Annotated in this window: 19 protein-coding genes; 7 read left to right on the forward strand and 12 right to left on the reverse strand. The window is 29.5% G+C overall.

Annotated features, from left to right (window positions below; genetic code table 11):
* Positions 1 to 390: 390 nt before the first annotated feature.
* The gene (trxB, locus tag HW276_RS09080) at positions 391 to 1,326 is read right to left on the reverse strand and encodes a thioredoxin-disulfide reductase (RefSeq protein WP_178938226.1); all 936 of its coding nucleotides are present in this window, start codon (positions 1,324 to 1,326) and stop codon (positions 391 to 393) included.
* 215 nt (positions 1,327 to 1,541) lie between these two features.
* A complete protein-coding gene (trxA, locus tag HW276_RS09085) occupies positions 1,542 to 1,853 on the reverse strand; it encodes a thioredoxin (protein WP_060917656.1) in 312 nt (103 codons plus the stop codon).
* A 202-nt stretch (positions 1,854 to 2,055) separates the two neighbouring features.
* Here trxA and HW276_RS09090 point away from each other — a divergent pair, with 202 nt between their 5' ends.
* The 4 genes from HW276_RS09090 (at position 2,056) to HW276_RS09105 (ending at position 5,960) form a co-directional block, all read left to right on the forward strand.
* Entirely contained in the window at positions 2,056 to 2,712 is a 657-nt protein-coding gene (locus HW276_RS09090; RefSeq protein ID WP_060917655.1) for a metalloregulator ArsR/SmtB family transcription factor, read from the forward strand.
* Between the two features lie 259 nt (positions 2,713 to 2,971).
* The gene (cobU, locus tag HW276_RS09095) at positions 2,972 to 3,559 is read left to right on the forward strand and encodes a bifunctional adenosylcobinamide kinase/adenosylcobinamide-phosphate guanylyltransferase (protein ID WP_178938227.1); all 588 of its coding nucleotides are present in this window, start codon (positions 2,972 to 2,974) and stop codon (positions 3,557 to 3,559) included.
* Between the two features lie 105 nt (positions 3,560 to 3,664).
* Complete coding sequence (locus HW276_RS09100) at positions 3,665 to 4,243, forward strand: 5-formyltetrahydrofolate cyclo-ligase (RefSeq protein WP_178938228.1); 579 nt, start codon at positions 3,665 to 3,667, stop codon at positions 4,241 to 4,243.
* Positions 4,244 to 4,628: 385 nt separating this feature from the next.
* On the forward strand, positions 4,629 to 5,960 hold the full coding sequence (locus HW276_RS09105) for a spherulation-specific family 4 protein (protein ID WP_178938229.1): 1,332 nt from the start codon (positions 4,629 to 4,631) through the stop codon (positions 5,958 to 5,960).
* Between the two features lie 85 nt (positions 5,961 to 6,045).
* Here the strand turns inward: HW276_RS09105 and sufU are convergent, their stop codons facing one another.
* The 7 genes from sufU to sufC all read right to left on the reverse strand — a co-directional run bounded on the left by sufU (position 6,046) and on the right by sufC (position 13,163).
* A complete protein-coding gene (gene sufU / locus HW276_RS09110) occupies positions 6,046 to 6,486 on the reverse strand; it encodes a Fe-S cluster assembly sulfur transfer protein SufU (protein WP_178938230.1) in 441 nt (146 codons plus the stop codon).
* Positions 6,487 to 6,524: 38 nt separating this feature from the next.
* Positions 6,525 to 7,730, reverse strand: a complete 1,206-nt coding sequence (locus tag HW276_RS09115) for a SufS family cysteine desulfurase (protein ID WP_178938231.1) — start codon at positions 7,728 to 7,730, stop codon at positions 6,525 to 6,527.
* A gap of 10 nt (positions 7,731 to 7,740) precedes the next feature.
* Entirely contained in the window at positions 7,741 to 8,541 is an 801-nt protein-coding gene (locus HW276_RS09120) for a HinfI family type II restriction enzyme (RefSeq protein WP_178938232.1), read from the reverse strand.
* A complete protein-coding gene (locus HW276_RS09125) occupies positions 8,522 to 9,613 on the reverse strand; it encodes a site-specific DNA-methyltransferase (RefSeq protein ID WP_147004245.1) in 1,092 nt (363 codons plus the stop codon). Before HW276_RS09125 ends, HW276_RS09120 begins: the two co-directional genes overlap by 20 nt.
* Positions 9,614 to 9,716: 103 nt before the next feature.
* The gene (sufD, locus tag HW276_RS09130; RefSeq protein ID WP_178938233.1) at positions 9,717 to 10,844 is read right to left on the reverse strand and encodes a Fe-S cluster assembly protein SufD; all 1,128 of its coding nucleotides are present in this window, start codon (positions 10,842 to 10,844) and stop codon (positions 9,717 to 9,719) included.
* 126 nt (positions 10,845 to 10,970) lie between these two features.
* Positions 10,971 to 12,401, reverse strand: coding sequence for a Fe-S cluster assembly protein SufB (sufB, locus tag HW276_RS09135; RefSeq protein WP_018450889.1), 1,431 nt, complete (start codon positions 12,399 to 12,401; stop codon positions 10,971 to 10,973).
* A gap of 15 nt (positions 12,402 to 12,416) precedes the next feature.
* Positions 12,417 to 13,163 (reverse strand): Fe-S cluster assembly ATPase SufC, encoded by a 747-nt coding sequence (gene sufC, locus HW276_RS09140; RefSeq protein ID WP_147004248.1) that lies wholly within the window; start codon positions 13,161 to 13,163, stop codon positions 12,417 to 12,419.
* A gap of 493 nt (positions 13,164 to 13,656) precedes the next feature.
* Between sufC and HW276_RS09145 the strand changes: the two genes are divergently transcribed.
* The gene (locus tag HW276_RS09145) at positions 13,657 to 15,921 is read left to right on the forward strand and encodes a bifunctional (p)ppGpp synthetase/guanosine-3',5'-bis(diphosphate) 3'-pyrophosphohydrolase (RefSeq protein WP_370464637.1); all 2,265 of its coding nucleotides are present in this window, start codon (positions 13,657 to 13,659) and stop codon (positions 15,919 to 15,921) included.
* Between the two features lie 335 nt (positions 15,922 to 16,256).
* On the opposite strand, the gene HW276_RS09150 is transcribed toward HW276_RS09145, so the two are convergent.
* The 3 genes from HW276_RS09150 to HW276_RS09160 all read right to left on the reverse strand — a co-directional run bounded on the left by HW276_RS09150 (position 16,257) and on the right by HW276_RS09160 (position 18,299).
* Complete coding sequence (locus HW276_RS09150; protein WP_178938234.1) at positions 16,257 to 17,027, reverse strand: DeoR/GlpR family DNA-binding transcription regulator; 771 nt, start codon at positions 17,025 to 17,027, stop codon at positions 16,257 to 16,259.
* A gap of 88 nt (positions 17,028 to 17,115) precedes the next feature.
* The gene (locus tag HW276_RS09155) at positions 17,116 to 17,400 is read right to left on the reverse strand and encodes a hypothetical protein (RefSeq protein WP_218975057.1); all 285 of its coding nucleotides are present in this window, start codon (positions 17,398 to 17,400) and stop codon (positions 17,116 to 17,118) included.
* 173 nt (positions 17,401 to 17,573) lie between these two features.
* Positions 17,574 to 18,299: a transaldolase family protein gene (locus HW276_RS09160; protein WP_178938235.1), complete on the reverse strand. Its 726-nt coding sequence runs from the start codon at positions 18,297 to 18,299 to the stop codon at positions 17,574 to 17,576.
* A 539-nt stretch (positions 18,300 to 18,838) separates the two neighbouring features.
* Between HW276_RS09160 and HW276_RS09165 the strand changes: the two genes are divergently transcribed.
* Together HW276_RS09165 and HW276_RS09170 are read left to right on the forward strand one after the other, a co-directional pair.
* On the forward strand, positions 18,839 to 19,657 hold the full coding sequence (locus HW276_RS09165) for a glycyl-radical enzyme activating protein (RefSeq protein WP_178938236.1): 819 nt from the start codon (positions 18,839 to 18,841) through the stop codon (positions 19,655 to 19,657).
* A 46-nt stretch (positions 19,658 to 19,703) separates the two neighbouring features.
* Positions 19,704 to 22,106: a glycyl radical protein gene (locus tag HW276_RS09170; protein ID WP_178938237.1), complete on the forward strand. Its 2,403-nt coding sequence runs from the start codon at positions 19,704 to 19,706 to the stop codon at positions 22,104 to 22,106.
* Positions 22,107 to 22,138: the final 32 nt, after the last annotated feature.

Genomic DNA, 22,138 nt, shown 5'->3' on the forward strand with positions numbered 1-22,138 from the left:
TGTTTCAAATCAAACATGGGATTGAATAAATATCCATAGTTTTTTCTAAATTAGTTTTACTATGATTTCATTTAAAATTTTATCATATCGCCACTAAAACTTCAATGATAAATATTTTTTTCAATTCTTAATTTTCACTTTTTATTACAGACCTGTTTGACAACTTAATTTTTTATTTCACAAAGGCTCAAAACTCCTTGCCTCAGAATATTTATAGTAAAACTGCTTTAAAAACTGAACTCAAAAATTATGATTATTTTACTCAAACCCTGAATTTATATGATCTTTAATAGTTTAATTTTAAATAAGTTTGAATATATATTTAAAAAAACAAAAAAGAAACTATCTAATTTAAGACAGTTTCTTCAAATATATTTTCAATCTAAAAAATTATAAATTATTTTCCCTCAAATATTCTTCCACATCAAGTGCCGCAATTGCTCCACTTCCTGCCGCAACAATCGCCTGCTGATATTTACTATCTTGAACATCTCCTGCTGCAAAAATTCCAGAAGTGCTTGTTTTAGAAGATTTTCCCTTTGTCATAATGTAGCCTCTGTCATCAATTTCAACTTTTCCTTCAAGAAATTTTGTATTTGGAGTTCTTCCAATTGCCACAAAAATTCCATCTGTTTTAAAAGTTTCGATTTCTCCGGTTTTATTATTTAGAAGTTCAATTCCTGTAACTTTTTCATCTGCCAATACTTTTTTAGGTGCGTAATCCAGCTTCCACTCGATTTTTTCATTATCTCTTGCTCTTTTTTGCATAATTGCAGAAGCGCGTAAAAATTCCCTTCTATTAATAATAGTAACTTTATTTACAAATTTTGTTAAAAATAAAGCCTCTTCCATTGCAGTATCTCCCCCGCCAATTACAACCACTTCTTTTCCACGATAGAAAAATCCATCACAAGTAGCACAGGCGCTGACTCCTTTTCCAATATTTTCCCTTTCATTTTCAATTCCAAGATATTTTGCACTTGCCCCTGTTGATAAAATTATTGTCTTTGTTTCTACAACATTTCCATTATCTAAATGTAATTCAAATGTCTTTTTCCCATTATTTTCAACATCTTTAATATCCTTTACCACCGCTTGCAAAAATTCAGTCCCAAAATTTTGGGATTGAGATTTTATATCTTCCATTAATTGTGGTCCTGAGATTCCTTGTGGAAATCCCGGAAAGTTTTCAACTTCTGTTGTTGTTATAAGCTGTCCGCCTGGCTCCATTCCATTTATTACGATATTTTTTAGTCCAGCACGGCTTAAATAAATTGCGGCTGTAAGTCCTGCCGGTCCTGATCCGATAATTACTGAATCGTACATATTTTCACCATTCCTTTTTTATTTTTTATATCATTTTTTATTCAAATAATAATCTGTATAAATTCTTTTTTAAAATTTACTGTTAAATGAATAAAACATTACTCTGTTTTTCTATGAAATTAAATACTATAATTAAAGTCTAGCAGAAAAAATAACCACTAGACTTGTCCTATAAATAAATATTTCTTTAACAACCTATTTTACCTGATTTACAATTATAATACTTGATTTACTTCTTCATAAAGCGCTTCTTTTGAATGTAATCCAACTAATTTTTTAACAGGTTTTCCATCTTTGAATAAAATTAATGTAGGGATACTTTGGATTCCAAAAGATTGTGCCAACTCCAATTCTTCATCTACATTTACTTTTCCAACTGTAGCTTTTCCTTCCATTTCTCCTGAAAATTCTTCAATAATAGGAAGCTGCATTTTACAAGGTCCGCACCAGCTAGCCCAAAAATCTACTAGAGCCACTCCATTTGCAATACTTTTTTCAAAATTATCTTTGTTTAAATTTAATGCCATTTTACATCATCCTCTTTCTTTTTTTATTTTTTTCTTTATTTAAGTTAGTAAATTTATAGTTTATTTTTTAAAAAATTTGTGTTATACTATTTTTAGAAAATCAACTATTCAATTAAGTAATTGAATAGTATCATATTTAAAAAAAATTGTCAATACTTTTATTTAAAATTTTACTATTATAATTAAAAAGGAAGATAAATAAATGGATAAAATATGTGAAAATTATAAAAATAGCCTGTATTCTGGATTATCGAAAATTGGAAAATGCCTGTCTAGCGAAAAAAGGATTGAAATACTGGATCTGCTTGTGCAAGGGGCAAAAACTGTGGAAAGCATTTCAAATGAAACAGGCATGAGCATTGCAAATACTTCTAGGCATTTGCAGATTTTAAAGGATGGAAACCTAGTCATTAATGAAAAAAAGGGAAATTATGTTGTTTATGAAATTGCAAATACGCAGATAATTGACTTGGTATACCTTTTAATTGGAGTGGGGGAAAAACAGCTGGCAGATATTCAGCGAATACATAATGAATTTAATGACAGCTGTATGAAAATCCGCCCTATTACATTAGAACAGGCTTATGAAATGGCTGAACAAAATGAAACATTAATAATAGATTTACGGCCTGAAGATGAATTTAATTCAAGCCATATAGAAAATGCAATTAATATTCCAATGAAACATCTTGAAGAAAATATTAAAAATTTGCCAAAAGATAAGAAAATCATTGTTTACTGTCGTGGAAGAAACTGCGCCTATGCAAATTTGGCTTCCAAATTGTTAAATGATAACGGTTTTCAGGCATATAGCCTGAATCAAAGCTACTATGACTGGCAGAAAAATAAAAATTTTTAGTTTTATTTAGATGCATTTTATAGTAAAACTGCTTTAAAACTAAACTCGAAGTTATGACTAATTTACTCAAACCTTAAATTTTTATAATTTTTAGCAGTTTAATCTAAATAGGGTTCACTATATAATCTAAGTTTTTTTATTTTTACAAGGGAGGGCAAGACTCCTTGCTTCAGGATATTTATTTTATTAAATTTCAGGTTTGCATGGTTATTGAACAGGTCTATTGAAATAAAAAAAATGATATAAAACAGGAGAAAAAATGGGATTAATTTTTGTTACTGGCGGTGCTAAAAGCGGGAAAAGCAAATTTGCTGAAGAGATGCTTTTAAAATTAAATAATGGAAAGCAGAAAAATATATATTTGGCAACATCGCTTGTATTTGATGAAGAAATGAAGGAAAAGGTGCGTTTGCACAAAAAAAGAAGAAAAGATGAATGGTTTACAGTAGAGGCTTACAAAAATTTTGAAAATGAATTAAGTAATTTTTTTGAAAATAATGATAAAATAAAAAACAATATGCTTGTAGACTGCCTTACAAATATGATTACTAATATAATTTTTGAAAATCAGAACATTGACTGGGATAATTTTGAAAAAAAATTGTATATTCAAACTTTAGAAAAACTAAATAAAGATGTGGAACATTCAGTAATTGAACTGCTAAATGTTGCAGATCAATTTGAAAATGCTATAATTGTCTCAAATGAGCTGGGAATGGGACTTGTGCCAAGCTATCCGCTGGGAAGGTATTTTCGTGAGATTGCCGGGAAAATGAATCAAATTGTAGCTGAAACAGCAGATGAAGTGTATCTTGTAGTTTCCGGGATTCCAATGAAAATAAAATAAATAAAATATACTTTTTATTTTTCAAATGAAATTTAGTATTAATCAGATTTTACAGACTTTTACAAATGATAAAAAACAAGGTAAAATAAAGGAGAACATTTTAATATGAAAAAACAAAAAACAGATTTACAAATAAAAAAAGATGAAATTAGAAAACAGATTTTAGAAAAGAGAAGCAATCTTTCTCTTGAAGAAGTAGACAAAAAAAGTGAATTAATTATAAAAAATTTATCTCCATATCTAAAAAATGCTCAAAATATAATGATTTTTATGGATATGAAAAATGAAGTTAGAATTACAAAATTATTAGAATTTTACCCTAAAAAAAATTTTTTTATTTCAAAAATTGTAAATAGCAAAAACAGAGAAATGAAAATTAACAAATATAATGAAAATGAGCTTGTTTTGCATAAATTTGGGTATTACGAATCTTCTTCTGATGATTTTTATGATGAAAAAATTCTGGATATTGTGATTGTTCCAGCACTTGCATTTGATTTCAGTAAAAATCGGATTGGATTTGGTGGCGGATATTATGACACTTTTCTGAATAAGGTTAGGGGAAAAAATAAGAATACTTTGTTTATCGGAGTTTGCTATGATTTTCAAATGATTGAGGAAGTGCCGATTGAAGGGCATGATATAACTTTGGATCTTGTCATTAATGAAAGCGAAGTTTTATAATTCTTGGAAAACTATGGAAAATAAAAATTAAAAAAAATTTTTTCTTGAAATTATAAAAAAAAAATGATATTATATATTGCTAAAATAAACAAAATATTTTAATAAAAATCCCCAAAAGTTTATTCACTATTAATTAGATCAGTATTAATGGGGTTCGAGTATATTCTAATTCGGACTACAAAGCAAATTCAACAGTCCGAATTTATTATTTTATAATTTCTATTGGTCAAAAAATTCTTTTAACGCTATTTCCCATTTAAACAGTGAACTGGCTATAAATTTTCTTGCAAGAGACTAAAATCTCTTGTTATCAAATAATAATTCCTATTTTTAAATGGGATTTAGTATAAAATTAAAAGAAGTGAATTTCAGGAAGGAGGTCTATATGAAGAAAAAGTTAAAAAATAATAATTTTTTGATCCCATCTTTTTTAGCAGGAATGACAGGTTTAGGATTTGGAGAAAAAGTGGAATCAAATAATGCTCCATCCATAAATATTTCAAATGAGAAATTATCTCGAAATAAAAGAAATTTATCAAATAAAAAAAATATTAAATTTTCAAAAAATGAAGAAATTTATGATATTATAAAAAATAACTTGAAAAATGAAGATGAATTTAAAGTAGATTTTGGATATTCAAATGGGTTTCATAAGAGTCCAATTGATAATTCTTTTTCGGAGCCTGAAAAAATTAATGAAAAAGATTCCACCAAAACTGAAACAACAGTTCCTTATGTTATTATTAATCCTGAAAATGGACCTTCTGACAAGGCAGAATATGAATATGTTGTTCAAATTAGAAAAAATAAGGAAATGGGAATCAAAAATTTAGGATATGTCACAACAGATGAATATACAAAAAGTATAAAAAAAGTAACTTCTGAAATTGATAAATACATACAGTTTTACGGCTCAAACAATATTTCTGGATTTTTTATTGATGAAATCTCGTCAGGAACAAATCCACTGGAAGTCGACTATATGGAACAAATATATAATTATATAAAAAACAAGTATCCCAACTCAATCGTAGTTGCAAATCCTGGCGGCACAATAACCGATGCAATGTCTAAATACTCTGATTTATGGCTAACAAGCGAACAATCAGCCGATAATTACATCAACCACTGGACACCAAGAACTTATAACTTTGAAAACGATCCTAAAAATGCAAACCGTATTGTCCATGTTATTCATTCGGCAACGCCTGAACAATACGAAACCTTGCTAAAACTGTCTAAAGAACGGAATGCAGGCTTTATAATGATAGCAACTGATATTCCAAATGTTCCAGGCAATTTGCCGCAAAATTTTGAAAATCTGATATTATCAGTAAATACTCCTGAAACCGAAACTGCTTCAGATGAAAAAAATATTTCAAATGAACAACTGGCAACAGAAAATACAGATACAGAATTAATTTCTAATAATTCGGAAAATCCTGCATCTGAAGAAATTGCAGAAAATTTAAGAATAGAAGATAAGTTTGATTTACAAAAATTTGTTTCCTCAGGAAAATATAGCATTAATGGGAATCTTAAAATTTCAGCCCTTGACTTTTGGAATTTTTTAAATCTCCAATGTAAACCTGATATATTTCTTTCTTATTTTAATCTCAGGTATGATATTTTAGGTGAATTTACTGTAAAACCTTCAGAAAGAATAAATAAATTTGGAGATTTTAAATTTAATTTAAGTAAAAATTGGGATGTTTAATAAAATTTAGTAAAAAAAGATAAAAAAATAAGCTGCTTCATAGATATTTATGATACAGCTTTTTTATTATTATTTATTTATTTTTTTATTTTCCACTCTTTTCTACAATTACTTTTAACGAATGCCAGCTTAACGTAGCGCATTTGACTCTTGCAGGCATTTGAGCTACATACTCCATAAGTACTGCATCTCCTAGCTTTTTACTTTCTTCACTTGTCAGCTTTTCCTCTTGCTTCATCATTTTAAAAAATAAATCTACCTTTTCTTTTGCCTCTTCCATCGACTTTCCTTTTATCAAGTCAATCAGCATAGCCATAGAAGCTGTTGAAATGGCACATCCAGAACCGATAAATGCGGCATCTGCTATTATGTCATTTTCATCAGTTTTTATTTCCAAAGTTAAGTCATCTCCACAGTTTGGATTATGCCCTCTTTCAGCAAATGTCGGATTTTCAATTTCACGGTTTAATTCTCTACGTCTACTGTATTCTAATATTGTCTGCTGATAAATTTTCTCTAAATTCATAATAACCTTCTTTTCAAATTTTTATTTTTTATTTTTTTCTACAATCCAAAAACTTCTTTTACTTTTAAAAGTCCTTCTATCAATTTATCAATATCCTCTTCGTTATTGTAAATGCTAAAACTAGCACGGCAGCACGATGGTATTCCCAAGTAGCTCATCAAAGGCTGAGCGCAATGATGCCCTGAACGAACTGCCACATCATAGGAATCCAATATAAATGCCACATCGTGGGAATGTACATTTTTCACGTTAAAAGCGATAATTCCAGCATGTTCAACATTCTTTATAAAATATGTTTCCACAAAATCTAATTTTTTCAATTTCTCCAAAGCATTTTTTGTAAGCGAATTTTCAATTTCATTGATTTTTTCATAACTTATTTCTTCAATAAAATTAATCGCTTCCTCCAAAGTTACAGCGCCTTCCACATTTTGAGTCCCGCCTTCAAACTTGTTAGGAAGCTGTGCAAATGTCGATTCCTGCTCCGTTACAAACTCAATCATATCTCCACCATACAAAAAAGGCGGCATTTTCTCAAGAAGCTCCTTTTTCCCATACATAACTCCGATTCCCATCGGTGTAAACAGTTTATGCCCTGAAAATACAAGAAAATCTGCATCTAAATCTTGAACATCGTGTCTAAAGTGCAGCATTGACTGTGCAGCATCCACAAGAACAAGTGCATTTTTATTTTTATTACGTGTGATTTCAATAATCTCTTTTATCGGCTGAATAACTCCTGTAACATTTACCACGGCAGAAATCGCCACAAGTTTCGTTTTATCAGACAATTTACTTTTAAAATCTTCAATATCAAACTGTCCATTTTCAGTAAGATATACAAATTTTATCTTAGCATTTTTCTTTTTAGCCACAAATTGCCACGGCACAATATTTGCATGATGATTGGAAACTCCCAGTATTATTTCATCATTCTCATTTATAAATTCCATTCCATAGGAATAAGCTATCAAATTAATTGATTCTGTCGTATTTTTTGTAAAAATCACTTCTTCAGGATATTTTGCATTAATAAACTTTTGTACAGTTTTACGTGCATTTGCCATCAAATTTGAGGCTTCCATGGACAATGTATGTGAACCACGTCCTGGATTTCCATTATATTTTTCATAATATTCCATAATTTTATCTAGGACTCTTTTTGGCTTTTGTGAAGTTGCCGCTGTATCTAGATAATGGTTATTTCTATTTTTAAATATTGGAAATTCTTTTCTATAATCCATCTTTCCCTCCTTAATAATTTTCTGCCATAACAAATTTATATAAGTCATCAAATTTTTTTATATTTTCTGGTTTTTCAGATAGTTCTAGTAAATAGTTTTCAAGGATTTCATAAGAAAGTGATAAAAACTCATCAAAAAATCTTTTTCCTCTTCTTATATTAGTTTTTTCTGGAATATAATTATTACCTTTCATTTTTTTATTATTAAAATAAAATAAGATAGGAACTATTTTTAAAGGATCTTCTATATTAAATTCAGTTAATAAATATGCATAAGTTTTTATAAATTTTCTATTAATATCTACAAATTTTCCTGTATCGTGATCATCATTATATTTTATCTCTACATAATAAATAATCCCTGTTTTTCTATCTTTAAATACTAAATCAATATCATGTTTCACTTGTATCATTGTTCCATTAAAATATTTTTTACTTAATCTTTTTTTCAATTTATAAAACTCATCTTCTAGTATTATTTCTTCAGTTTGACATCTTGTTATATATTCATCAATTAAACTATCTTTTGCAGATAAAATTTGAAATTTATTATTTCTTTTACCACTATATTTTTCTATTATTTCATATTTTCCCTCATTTTCTATCAATTTAGTCATCAAGATCTCTATAAAATTTCCAAACTGAATATTCATGCTTTGAAGTATTCCGCCAAATATTCTATATCTTTGCGGAATAAAATGTAATTTTTTTAGATGTTTATTTTTCAATTCTTTTAATTTTTTACTGTTTTTTGAATGATTTATTATTTCTATAATTGAGCTATTTATTAATTCATCTAGTTTGTTTTGCATCATTTTCCTCCACATATAAATATCTTAATTTATCCAGCTCTATATATTCTCCATTATAATTTAAAAAAAAGTAATTCCAACCATTATTATTTTTTTTATTTAAAAATTTTGCACTCATTTTATGTATAGATAATTCTTCTGTCCCATCAAAAACATTTCCATTTTCAAGAATTTCACAAAATTGTCTTTTATCTTTTGAATACAGCTTTTGTCCTTTTTGAATATAGCCATTTTCCAATAATTTTTTCATAGGAACTTTTGGAGGTTTTGTTTCTAATTCTAAATTAGAAATTTTATCAATTATTACTTTTTTTGCATTTATTCTGATTTTTGCTCCTTCTATATATTTTTCTTCTCTTTCAATTCCTATATAATTTCTTCCCAATTCTTTTGCTACTGCTCCAGTTGTCCCAGTTCCAAAAAAAGGATCTAGTATTACATCATTTGGTTTTGTTGCTGCTAGAATAATTTTATACAATAGTTTTTCTGGTTTTTGAGTTGAATGCAGCTTATTTCCATTTGTATCTTTTAATCTTTCATTTCCATTACAAACAGGTATATTCCACACACTTTTCTCTTGTTTTCCATCATTTAAATATTTCATTGTTTTATAGTTAAATGTTATTTTACTTTTTTTATTTTTACTGCACCAAATCATTGTTTCGTGTGAATTACATAATCTTGTGCCAGAAAAATTAGGAACCGGATTTGATTTATTCCAAATAATATCATTTATAATCCAAAATTCTAAATTTTGCATTAAATATCCAATTCTAAATATATTTTGAAAAGATCCTATAATACAAATACTTCCATCTTTCTTTAATATCCTTTTACATTCTTTTAACCAATTATTACAAAAATTATCATACTCATAAAATGAATCAAATTTATCCCATTCATCCTCTACACCGTTAAACTTTGTTCCATCAGTTCTTAGTAACTCTCCTTCAGTTTGCATAAAATAAGGAGGATCTGCAAAAATAAAGTCTACCGATTCAGTTGGGATTTTTTTTAATTCTTCAACTGTATCTCCCTTTATAATAGTATTTAATATGTTCTTTAAATGCATCTACTGCTCTCCTTAATCATAATTTTACCCACAAGCAATACAAAATTATATCACTTTGCGGGTATTTTTTCAAACTTAATATTCTTACTTCTTAACTTCCTTTTTAAATTCTTCTTTCCAATTCATCAAATAATTTATCTCTCAATTTTTCATCATCAATATTATCCATTATTGGACGGAATGAAGATTCAACTATTAATTTTTTTGCCCTGCTTTCAGAGAGTCCACGGCTCATTAAATAAAATAATTTAGCCTCGTCAACTTTTCCAACAGAAGCGGCATGTTCTCCAATAACGTCATCTTCACTGCAAAATAACGTTGGAATCGAATCAGCTTTAATTTCATCATTTAATAAAATCGCAAATTCTCCTTCACGCCCTTCAGACTTGCTAGAACCTTGCTTAAAGTAAAGATTTCCACGAAATACCTTTTTAGCAGTATCTTTTACAGCTCCCCTTGCCTGAAGCTCCCCAATCGTTCTACGTCCACGAAATACTACCGAATATTCCAAGTCCAGCTTTCTGTCTTCATCAGCAAGATATGCAGGCCATACATAAACTTCTGATGAATCTTCTTCAAGATATGATTTATGGCTTATCGCATTAATTTTCCCACCTAATTCAACGCTATAATATTCTGTTTTTCCTTGTCCCATTGTTTCAATTTTCGATGATTCAAAGTTAGAGCTTTTTGTATTTAGTGTCTGTATTTTTATAATTTTTACTTCTGAATTTCTTCCAGTAACCACTTTGATAATTCCATTATGATAAACTGGTGTTTCATCTAGTGAATCATAATTAATAATTACTGTAACTTTTGCAAAATCTTCCACTTCAATTACATTATAGTCAACTAAAAAGTTATTTTCCTTATTTGTATGATAATTTAAATAAATTGGCTTATCAATTTTTTTTCTTTCTCCAATTTTCAAATATTTCCCTTCGTTATAAAAAGCGAAATTTTGTTTTTTGAAAAAATCTCCTAATCCATAATCATTCTCATTTTTCAATTTTTCCAATTCTTCTAACGATTCACTTATATTTTTTATAACAACTCCATCCTGATTTTCATTTTTTATTTCCAAATTATTAAATTCTTTAAATGCTTCAGGTTCTTCATACTGATAGCCTACTCTTTTCCAATTAACCTTTTCAAGCGTTTTATATTCTTCAAAGATTTTTAATCTGTAATCGCTGTTATCAAGATTCTGTATGCTTGATTTTTCTAACATTTTCTCTCCTCTCATTTTTTAAGCCATAAATGTATTTGATAATTTAATTTTTTTGATAAATAATCAATGTATATTTTACACAATTTTAAATCCGTATAATTATCAAACAAATCTAAAGTTTTTTAATTATCCAATTGTCCCTTCTAGTTCCAATTCAATCAGCTTATTCAATTCAACTGCATATTCAAGTGGCAATTCCTTTGAAATTGGCTCAACGAATCCTCTTACAATCATCGCCTTTGCCTCATCTTCGCTAATACCCCTTGACATCAAATAAAATATTGCTTCGTCACTTATTCTTCCAATTTTTGCTTCATGTCCAATATCCACACTGTCGTTATTTATATCAATTATTGGTATTGTATCTGAAGTTGATTCATTATCCAGCATTAATGATTCACATTCTACAGTTGACCTTGTTCCCGTTGCTTCTGGCAGAACTTTTAAAAGCCCCCTGTAAAAAGCTGTTCCTCCATTTTTTGAAATAGATTTTGAATGAACTGTCGAGCTTGTATTTTTTCCCTGATGAATAATTTTACATCCTGTGTCTAAATATTGCCCAGCTGCAGCAAATGTAACTCCTGTAAATTCACATCTTGAACGATCTCCCTTTAAAATACTCATTGGATAAAGCATAGAAACTCTTGATCCAAATGATCCTGACACCCATTCTATTACTCCATCTTCTTCCACCAATGCTCTTTTTGTATTTAAGTTATACATATTTCTTGACCAGTTTTCAATTGTAGAATATCTTAATCGTGCCCCTTTTCTGACAAAAAGTTCCACTGCTCCAGCATGCAATGCATTTTTTTGATATTTAGGCGCTGAACATCCTTCGATAAAATGTAAATCTGCCCCTTCATCAACAATTATAAGGGTATGTTCAAATTGTCCAGCTTCTGGCGCATTTAGCCTAAAATATGACTGTAACGGCATTTTTACCTTTACTCCTTTTGGAACATAAATAAATGATCCTCCAGACCATACTGCTCCGTGCAATGCTGCGAATTTATGGTCATTGACTGTAATTAATGTCATAAAATATTCCTTTAGCATATCTCCATATTTTACAATTGCTGTTTCAATATCTGTATAAATTACCCCTTGTTCTTCCAGTTCCTTATGAACGCTGTGATAAACCACTTCAGAGTCATACTGTGCTCCTACTCCCGCAAGTGACTGCTTCTCAGCTTCTGGAATACCAAGCCTGTCAAATGTATCCCTTATATAGCTTGGCACATCATCCCAATTTTCATTCATTGGTGCCGAATCAGGCTCTAAATAATGTACAATGTCATTCATGTCAAGGTCTGATAAATCTGGACCCCAATCAGTCATTGGCTTTGAATTATAAACTTCCAATGCCTTTAATCTAAATTCCCTCATCCATTCAGGCTCATTTTTTCTTTCTGAAATTTTTTTAATAATTTCTGGAGTAAGCCCTTTTTCAACTTTATATCTATAATGCTCTTCATCCTTTATATCATAAACACCACGCTCAATATCTGCAATATATGTTTTTTTTCTATTTTCCATTATTCCCACACTTTCCATTCTGTATTAAAATTTTTATAATCCTAATTCTTCTTTTATTTTAGCATAACCTTCTTTTTCAATTCTTTCCACCAATTCTTGTCCGCCTGTCTTTACAATCTTTCCATTCATCAAAATATGAACAAAATCAGGCTTCAAATAGTCAAGAACTTTATCATAGTGAGTAATTATAAGCAAAGCTGTATCCTTAGTCTTTAACTTTTGAACTCCTTCAAATACAATCTTTGTCGCATCAATGTCAAGCCCAGAATCAGTTTCATCCAGAATAGCCAATTTTGGCTCTAAAACTGCCATTTGCAAAATTTCATTCTTTTTCTTTTCTCCACCAGAGAATCCAACATTTAAATGTCTATCTGCATATTCAGGATTTATATGAAGTTTTTCCATCTTTTCCACCAATTCATTATGAAATTGCATCAAATATTGTTTTTCTCCAGTAACAGCCTCTTTTGCTGTTCTCAAGAAATCCTCCACAGTAAGCCCTGGTATTTCCTCTGGATATTGGAATGACAGGAAAATCCCCTTTTTAGCCCTTTCATCTACAGCAGCATCATTAATATTTTCTCCATCTAAAATAATGTCCCCAGAAACCAGTTCATGTTTTGGATGTCCCACAAGAATACTTGCAAGCGTAGATTTTCCAGCTCCATTAGGCCCCATAATTACGTGAACTTCCCCTTTGTTTATAGTTAAATTTAATCCTTTCAGGATTTCCTTTCCTTCTACTTCCGATTTTACATTTTTTAATTCTAATAAACTCATGTTAATTTTACCTCCAAAAAAATTTTATAAACATATCCAAATTCTCATAAATTTTATAAACTAAATATGTTCGATAACCTATTTTTTTATTTTGTTTAAATATTATGATACGGCTACACGAACAAATCTTCCAAGAATTGAATAAAGTATATTTAGCAATTTGCATTTTATTTTTAAATTTAATTCCTAAACTAATTTTATCATAAATTTATTTGTTTATCAAATTAAATATCTTTACAAATATTAATTTTTTACATTTTTTCAATAATTTAGACTTTCAAAACAAAAATAATTAGCAATATAAAACTTTATAATAGATTTTTTTTTAAATATATAGTAAAATGATTTCAAGAAGAATGTAATAAATAATAGTTATTCAAAATCTACAATAAATTTATTATTTCAACAAAAACTATATAATATCATTCCCTATTTAAATAGCGAATTTTTTATTATAAAATGAATTTTCTTTGACACAAGGAGAGTGAACGAAATGGATGAAAAAAGCAAATTAAAAAACGACTGGAAAATGACAGATGAGGAAATGGGAAATACAAATGTTCCTGTAATAATAAATAAAAGCTATGATGAACTGCACCAGCAATTGACAGATGCAATTAGAAAAAATAATCTAGATGTGGATATGAATAAGATTTCAGAGGCTTTTATGCTTGCTTACGAGTCGCATATTGGGCAAAAGAGAAAAAGTGGGGAAGATTATATTTTACATCCAGTTGAAGTGGCAGAAATATTAGTTGATATGCGTATGGACACAGATACGATTGTGGCTGGGCTGCTTCATGATGTAGTTGAGGATACGCTTATTTCTTTGTCGGATATAGAGTATAACTTTGGAACAGATGTAAAAAAACTTGTGGATGGCGTTACAAAACTTAGAAATTTGCCGAGAACAAATAGTAAAAAATTGGAAAATATACGAAAAATGGTTGTTGCAATGTCGGAAGATATTCGGGTTGTAGTTATAAAACTGGCAGATAGACTTCATAATATGAGAACATTGAAATATATGACGCCTGAAAAACAGCTGGAAAAATCTAAAGAAACTCTTGAAATTTATGCGCCAATTGCCCATAGAATCGGGATGGCTAGAATAAAATGGGAACTGGAGGACATAAGTTTTAGATTTTTGTATCCAGATGACTATTATGAAATTAAAGATCTTGTTAATTCCAAAAGGAAAGAACGTGAAGAATACACTGCAAAATTTATTGAAAAAATAAGGGAAGATCTTGAAAAAAATAATATAAAGGGAGAAGTTACAGGACGTCCAAAGCACCTATACAGCATTTACCGAAAAATGCACGAAAAGGAAAAAAAATTTGTTGACTTGCATGATTTAATTGCAATAAGAATTACCGTTGAAAAGAAAAATGAATGCTACAATGTACTTGGAATAATTCATGATTTATTTATTCCAGTATTTAAACGTTTCAAGGACTATATTTCACAGCCAAAGCCAAATGGCTATCAGTCCATTCATACAACAGTAAAAGGACCGAATGACCAAAATGTAGAGATTCAAATTAGAACAAGAAAAATGCATGAAATTGCAGAAGAAGGAGTTGCAGCACATTGGAAATACAAAGATAAAAAAGCAAAATCTAAAAATGAAAAATTTTATGCAGATGCAAAAAAATTGACAGATTCAGTTCAAAGAAAAATGGATGAAAAGGAGCAAAAGGGATTTGCTCAGGAAGTTACTGGAGATGTGCTTAAACAGACAATATTTGTATTTACGCCTAAAGATGATGTTGTGGAAATGCCTAGAAATTCAACTGCCCTTGACTTTGCATTCCAAGTTCATACACAAATTGGGTATAGAACAATTGGAGTAAAGGTAAATGGAAGAATTACGCAGCTTAACCAAGTGCTTAAAAATGGAGATAAAGTCGAAATTATGACTTCTAAAAACATTAATAAGGGACCTGGAAAAGACTGGATTGAAATGGTAAATAACCATAGTTCACGTGTAAAAATCAGAAAATGGTTCAAAGATAAGGAATTTGAAGAAAAGTCTAAAGAAGGGGAACAAATTTTAGAAAAGGAATTTGAACGGCTTGGATTAAAATTAAAGGATATGCTTGAAGATGAGCGGGTTTTCCTTTATATGAAAAAATTCAATATTCCTGATAACAAGACGTTATTTTACAGATTCGCCATTGGAGATTTGTCACTTGACGGATTTTTAAATAAATTTGAGAAAAAGGAAAAAAAGGCTCTGGAAGAAGTGCTTGAAGAAGAAACAGAAAAGGCGAATAAGCAAAAGGAAAAAAATAATGGCGGTATTAAAATATCTGGAACTGAAAACACAATGTACCGTTTTGCAAAATGCTGCAGTCCGCTTCCAGGCGATGAAATAAGAGGTTATGTGACACGAGGACGTGGAATTGCAATACATCGCTCTGACTGCGAAAACTTTATTTCCCTTATGGAAAGGGAACCTGAAAGGGAAGTTGACGTTTACTGGGATAAATCTGCAATATCTGCCAATACAACATACGAATTTAACTTCACAATAAAAGCTTCAGATCGAAATGGATTGCTTCTAGATATAATCCGAATTTTAAACGAATATAAAATGAGCCTTTTAAATGTAAATACAAATACTTTTAAAGAAAACGGAAACAGACGAATACTTATACATTTAAGAATAACAATAAGAAGCCGTGAAGATTTTGAAAGATTGGCAAATAATTTAAAATCAATGTCAGAAGTAATTGAAATAATAAAAAAATAAATTATTCTTTTATAAAAAGGGGGCGTTATAAATGGATCTAAAATTTTTAATTGCATTAATTGTATTCATATTATTATTTAAAATTCTTATAAATATTACCAAAAAAATTATTTTTCTAATTTTTATAGTTGTTATTTTTATGGTTATTATAAATTATTTTAGATATTAACTAAATTTATTCAATTTAAACTAGATTCTCTTTTCAAAAAAATGTACCTTTAAACATTAAAGTCTATTGGTACATTTTTTATTTTATAATTTCACAATTCATTTTATAGTAAAACTGATTTAAAGCCGAACTCAAAAAGTATGACTATTTTACTCAAACCCTAAGTCTATATAATTTTAACTTCACATTCATCAAAAATTTTTTTATAACTTTCCAAATAATCCTTTTTGTCCTTTTCACAAATAAAAACATCAAAATCAGACAAATTGCTGAATTTATAACTTCCTAATATTCCTAATTTCTTATATTCAGTCACTAAAAATATTTTTTTAGAAATTTTCATTATTTCTTTTTTTGTATTCCCATCATTTAATTCAAAATTCATAACCTTTTCAGCTTCCAGATCTATCCCGGCACTTCCAATAAAAGCCTTGTCAACATTATATCTTTTTATATAATTAATCGCTTCACTTCCAACATTGCCACCTACTTTTTTATTATACTCCCCGCCTATCATAATAATATCCACTTTAGAATTTTTATTAAAATGTGTGGTGATACTAGGCATATTTGTAATAAGAGTTATTTCCTTTTCAGAATTTGCAAGATATTCTGCCGCAATATAATTTATACTTGTAATGTCAAAAAATATTGTTTCCCCATTTTCAATATTTTCTATAATTTTTCTTGCAACAGTTTCCTTTTGCCTTGTTCTATTTATAATTCTTTCCTCAAGAGTGCTTGAATGTACCAGTTCCTTTAGTAAAATTGCACCTCCATGAGTTCTTTTCAATTTTCCTTCCTGCTCTAGCCTTTTCAAATTTTTTCTTATAATAACTTCTGAAACATTAAATTTTTCTGCCAAATTAGTAACTTTTACTTTCTTTTCATTTTCTAAAATTTCTAATATTTTTTCCAGTCTTTCATCCAAAAACATACCAAATCTCCAATGCTTTTTTATAGTTACCTAGATTATACCAAAATTCATTTAATATTTCAAAATTTATATTTTTTTTTCAAAAATATTATTTTATATGATTAAATTGACTAAATAGTCTTAACATAGCTTTTTCATTTCCCCATGCTTGCCTTATATCATTTGAATCTAAAATTCTGTAATGTTGTGTAAATGAATTTCTTTGTAATTTCCATCCATTAAATTCTTTTAGAGTTAACCAAAAAACTTTTCCACCCATCGTTGGAAATGGAATATTTGGAAAAGACACATCTAACTCATTTAATTTATCAACCACATCTGGTGCATTTTTTATAAGTTCTACAAATCCTTTTATCAAAAATTCCTCATTCATTAAAAAACCTCCAATTATATGCTATAAAATATCTTTTTAATAATTTATAACTTATACATTTTATTTTGTCAAGTATTTGTATTTTTTTTAAATATTAAAATTTTAAATTCAATTTAAACTTTTATTCTCTTTTTTTTGTAATTTTTTAGAACTAAAGACTTCTAAATATTTTTCTATAATAAATCAAGCAATGTCTTATTTCCATAAACTTTTTCCCAATCTGAATTAAAAGTATCCATGCTCCAGTCTGTATAAGGATGATAAATTAACTTTTCAAAAACATCTGGAGCTACAGTTACCGATTTGGAACCAGCCAAAATTGTTTCATGAACTTGTCTTACATTCTTAAACGAAGCACCTAATATTTTAGGCTCAAAAATTCTTTTATACTGCGCCAATTTTTCTTCATCCGTTTTTTTATTCATTTCAAGAATTTTATAGGCATCTTTAACAATTTCAATTCCATTTTCCCCAATATTGTCAGAACGGTTAATATATGGAGCCATATATTCTGCCCCTGCTTCCGCCGCCATAATTATCTGTTGTGGTGACAAAATTCCAGTTGCAGTTATTTTATGCCCATCCTTTGCCAAAATTTTCATAGCTTTTATCCCTTCAGGCGTTACAGGAATTTTTGTATAAAAATTTTCTCCGAACGTATCATGCAAAAGCTGCACTTCCTTTACCATTATTTCAGCTGTGCTTCCCACAGCCTGCGCATGCACAATTTTATCTTTTCCAATAATATCAAAAATATCATTTATAATCTCTTTAAAATCTCTTTTTTCCTTCGCAATAATAGTAGGATTTGTAGTAACCCCTGCTATCGGAAAAATATCACTAATTTTTTTTATACTCTTCAAATTCGCTGTATCAATAAAATATTGCACTCTCATCATCCTCTCTCTTTTTTTATTGAAATAATAATTTAATATTTTAATTAGTTTCGTTTTATTTCGATATTATTTTAATATATAATTTAAAAAATGTCAATGCTTTTTTTCAACTTTTCTAAAAATTTTGATTGAATAATTACTTTCTTTATGTTATAATTAACATGCAAAGAAACAATCATAATATGAAAAAAACAACGACAAGGGCTAGTTCAAATTGAACTAGCTTTTTGTATTAAGTTTTGCTATAATATTTTTGGGTTCGTTGCCTAATTCATATTATGATTGGGGGTGATGTCCAAATGGAACGGGATATAGTTTTTATATTAGTTCAACTTGTGGTTATTTACTACATCCTAAGTAGAAGATAACACCCCAAAATGAAAAAATAATTTTTTCCCTGCAATTATTATTTATTGCAGGTTTTTTTATAAATTTTTTTCAAAAACTATTGACAAATTTTAAAAAATAATGTAAAATCGAAATATAAAGAAACAAAATGAAATAAAAAGATATTTTTAAAGAAAAAAAGAAGGGTGAAACGTATGAGAACATTAGTTACGGACATTGAAAGAGGAGCTACATTTGATGGGCCTGGGATCAGAACAGTTGTATATTTCAAAGGATGTCCGCTTAGATGTCTGTGGTGTTCCAATCCTGAAACACAGAAGCTGGAAAATGAATTTTGGGATTATGAAGGCTCTCTTTATAAAGGAAATAGAACTTCGTGTTCTGACTGTATCGCCACAAGTACATTAAAACAAGTTGCGAAAGATATGACTCTGGAAGAAGTGTTTACAATTGTGATGAAGGATGAAAATTTTTATAGAAATTCTGGAGGAGGAGTTACATTAAGTGGCGGAGAAGTGCTTGTAAATTCGGCATTTGCGATAAAACTCTTTGAAAAATTAAAAGACGAGTATGTTAATACAGCGATAGAAACTACTGGATATGGAAGTTACAGAGAGCTTGAAAAATTGGCAAAATTGACAGATACAATTTTATTTGACATAAAGCATATGGATAGTGGAAAACATAAAAAATATACCGCTGTTTCAAATGAAATAATTTTAGAAAATCTTACAAAACTTTCTAAATGGCATAAAAAAATTATTATGAGATTCCCATTTATAAAAAGGGTAAATGATGATGAAAAAAATATTCATGAAACAGCAAAGTTCTTGAAAAAATTAAATTTGCTGGAAATAAATATTCTTCCTTATCATACAATGGGACTTGAAAAATATAGAAAACTAAGAATGCAGTATCCGATGAAAACACTTGAAAAACATACACAGGAAGAACTTGATAATGCTTTACAAATAATGAAAAGTTATGGTTTAAAGGCAAAACTGAATGGATAATACAAAAATTAAAGATAAATAATAAAATATATTGGAGGGAAAAGCAATGAGAGAATTTGTTTTAAAAAGTGAAAGAGTGAAAAAATTAAGAGAATCGGCTTTATCAAAATTCCCTGATGTCAGTGTCGAAAGAGGCAGGCTTTTAACAAAGGCATATAAGGAACATGAAGGGGAATCAAAATATATGGTTCGTGCTTATGCAGTTAAAGAAATTCTGGAAAATATGACAATTTACATAAAAGATGGGGAACTTATTGCAGGAAATCAGTCCGTAGATGAAAGAACAGCGCCTCTTTTCCCAGAATATGCAGTAGACTGGATTGTAGATGAAATTAATGCAAAAGGAAACTTTGATCACCGTGATGGAGATAAGTTCAGAATCCCTGAAGAAGAAATTCCTGAACTTTTGGAAATATGTGAATGGTGGCGAGGAAAAACACTAAAAGATAAAGCTCACGCTCAGATGCCGCAAGAAATAAAAGAAGCTGGAATTGTGAAAATTATTCATGGAGAAGGAAATATGACTTCTGGTGACGGCCACATTGTTCCTGACTTCAAAAAAGTTCTGACAAAAGGTCTGAAGGGTGTAATTGAAGAAGCTAAAGCTTCTATGGAAAAAGTGGATATTACAGTTTATGGAGGATACAATAAAATTGACTTTCTAAAAGCTGTACAAATTGTGGCTCAGGCAACTATTGATTTTGCTCATAGATTTGCAAATTTGGCAAAAGAACTTGCTGAAAAGGAAACTGATCCGCAAAGAAAAGAAGAATTGCTTCAAATTCAGAAAAATTGCTTGAATGTCCCTGAAAATCCTGCTCAGACATTCTGGGAAGGAGTACAGGCAATCTGGTTTATCCATCTAGTAATTCAGATTGAAAGTAATGGTCATTCGGCTTCACTTGGAAGAGTGGATCAATATTTATATCCACTTTATAAAAAAGATGTGCTGGAAGGAGATTTAGACAGGGAATTTGCAAAGGAAATGCTGCAATGTCTATGGGTAAAACTTTACTCTGTAATAAAAGTCCGTTCAACTTCACATTCTGGTTACGGCGCAGGTTACCCAACTTATCAGAATGTTACAATTGGAGGTTCAACTCCAAGCGGAAAAGATTCTACAAATGAATTGAGCTACTTAATTTTAGAAAGTGTTGCAGAAAACAAACTTACACAGCCAAATTTATCTGCAAGATTTCATATAAATTCTCCAGAAAAATTTATTAGAAAATGTGCTGAAGTAGCTGCAACAGGTTATGGAATGCCTGCAATGCACACAGATGAAATAATAGTTCCTGCATTATTAAATAAAGGCGTAAAAATCGAAGATGCCTATAATTACTCAATGGTTGGATGTGTTGAAGTGGCTGTTCCTGGAAAATGGGGATACAGATGTACTGGAATGACATTTTTAAACTTTGTAAAGGCTACTGAACTTGTATTAAATGATGGTTATGATGCCAGAACTGGGCTTCAATTATTAAAAGCCGGGAAATTGACTGACTATGAGACTTATGATGATTTATGGGAAGCATGGAAAAAATATATGAAACATTATACAAAATTATCAGTTGCTCTTGATGTGCTGGCTGATACACATTTGGAAGATTTTCCTGATATTTTATTATCAAGTCTAGTTGATGACTGTATTGGCAGAGGACTTTCTGCAAAAGAAGGCGGAGCTGTTTATGACATTATTTCAGGACTCCAAGTTGGAATTGCAAATGCTGCAAATTCACTATATGCTCTAAAAACAACTGTTTTTGATAAAAAAATCTTGACAAAAGAAGAAGTTTACAATGCACTTCAGACAAATTATGAAGGTGAAAATGGAGAAAGAATCAGAAAAATATTGTTAGAAGTTCCTAAATACGGAAATGATATTGATGAAGTGGATGAATTTGCTACAAACATCTACTGGACATACATTGATGAGATTCAGAAATATCATAATACAAGATATGGAAGAGGCCCAATTAACGGCGGTTATGGGGTTTCAACATCTGGAATCTCTTCAAATGTGCCAATGGGAACAGTGAGCGGTGCAACTCCAGACGGAAGATACGCTTATACTCCTGCAGCTGAAGGAGGTTCTCCAACTCAAGGAACTGACACAAACGGTCCAACAGCAGTATTAAATTCTGTAAATAAATTGCCGACTCTGATGATTACAGGTGGACAATTATTAAATCAAAAATATTCACCAGAATTGGTAAATACTCCAGAACAGTTTGAAAAATTTGTAAATATAATAAAATCATTTATAAGCTCAAAAGGATGGCATATTCAATTTAACATTATTTCAGGAAAAACATTGAAACAGGCTCAAATTGAACCTGAAAAGCATAGGGACATTATCGTAAGAGTTGCCGGATATTGCGCTCAATTTGTTACACTTGACAGAACTACACAAAATGATATTATTTCAAGAACTGAACAAAGAATATAATCTCTTATTGTCTTTGATAAAATTCTAAAATA

The organism is Leptotrichia sp. oral taxon 417 (assembly GCF_013394865.1).
Classification (GTDB): domain Bacteria; phylum Fusobacteriota; class Fusobacteriia; order Fusobacteriales; family Leptotrichiaceae; genus Leptotrichia; species Leptotrichia wadei_A.

Bases quoted from the DNA above. Each gene is read 5' to 3' on its own strand.
- HW276_RS09145 (WP_370464637.1), top strand. From the start codon at position 13,657: ATGGATGAAAAAAGCAAATTAAAAAACGACTGGAAAATGACAGATGAG.
- HW276_RS09120 (WP_178938232.1), bottom strand. From the start codon at position 8,541: ATGCAAAACAAACTAGATGAATTAATAAATAGCTCAATTATAGAAATA.
- HW276_RS09115 (WP_178938231.1), bottom strand. From the start codon at position 7,730: ATGGATTATAGAAAAGAATTTCCAATATTTAAAAATAGAAATAACCAT.
- sufB (WP_018450889.1), bottom strand. From the start codon at position 12,401: ATGGAAAGTGTGGGAATAATGGAAAATAGAAAAAAAACATATATTGCA.
- trxA (WP_060917656.1), bottom strand. From the start codon at position 1,853: ATGGCATTAAATTTAAACAAAGATAATTTTGAAAAAAGTATTGCAAAT.
- sufD (WP_178938233.1), bottom strand. From the start codon at position 10,844: ATGTTAGAAAAATCAAGCATACAGAATCTTGATAACAGCGATTACAGA.
- cobU (WP_178938227.1), top strand. From the start codon at position 2,972: ATGGGATTAATTTTTGTTACTGGCGGTGCTAAAAGCGGGAAAAGCAAA.
- HW276_RS09150 (WP_178938234.1), bottom strand. From the start codon at position 17,027: ATGTTTTTGGATGAAAGACTGGAAAAAATATTAGAAATTTTAGAAAAT.
- sufC (WP_147004248.1), bottom strand. From the start codon at position 13,163: ATGAGTTTATTAGAATTAAAAAATGTAAAATCGGAAGTAGAAGGAAAG.
- HW276_RS09090 (WP_060917655.1), top strand. From the start codon at position 2,056: ATGGATAAAATATGTGAAAATTATAAAAATAGCCTGTATTCTGGATTA.
- HW276_RS09100 (WP_178938228.1), top strand. From the start codon at position 3,665: ATGAAAAAACAAAAAACAGATTTACAAATAAAAAAAGATGAAATTAGA.
- HW276_RS09125 (WP_147004245.1), bottom strand. From the start codon at position 9,613: ATGCATTTAAAGAACATATTAAATACTATTATAAAGGGAGATACAGTT.
- HW276_RS09170 (WP_178938237.1), top strand. From the start codon at position 19,704: ATGAGAGAATTTGTTTTAAAAAGTGAAAGAGTGAAAAAATTAAGAGAA.
- HW276_RS09165 (WP_178938236.1), top strand. From the start codon at position 18,839: ATGAGAACATTAGTTACGGACATTGAAAGAGGAGCTACATTTGATGGG.
- HW276_RS09160 (WP_178938235.1), bottom strand. From the start codon at position 18,299: ATGATGAGAGTGCAATATTTTATTGATACAGCGAATTTGAAGAGTATA.
- trxB (WP_178938226.1), bottom strand. From the start codon at position 1,326: ATGTACGATTCAGTAATTATCGGATCAGGACCGGCAGGACTTACAGCC.
- sufU (WP_178938230.1), bottom strand. From the start codon at position 6,486: ATGAATTTAGAGAAAATTTATCAGCAGACAATATTAGAATACAGTAGA.
- HW276_RS09155 (WP_218975057.1), bottom strand. From the start codon at position 17,400: ATGAATGAGGAATTTTTGATAAAAGGATTTGTAGAACTTATAAAAAAT.
- HW276_RS09105 (WP_178938229.1), top strand. From the start codon at position 4,629: ATGAAGAAAAAGTTAAAAAATAATAATTTTTTGATCCCATCTTTTTTA.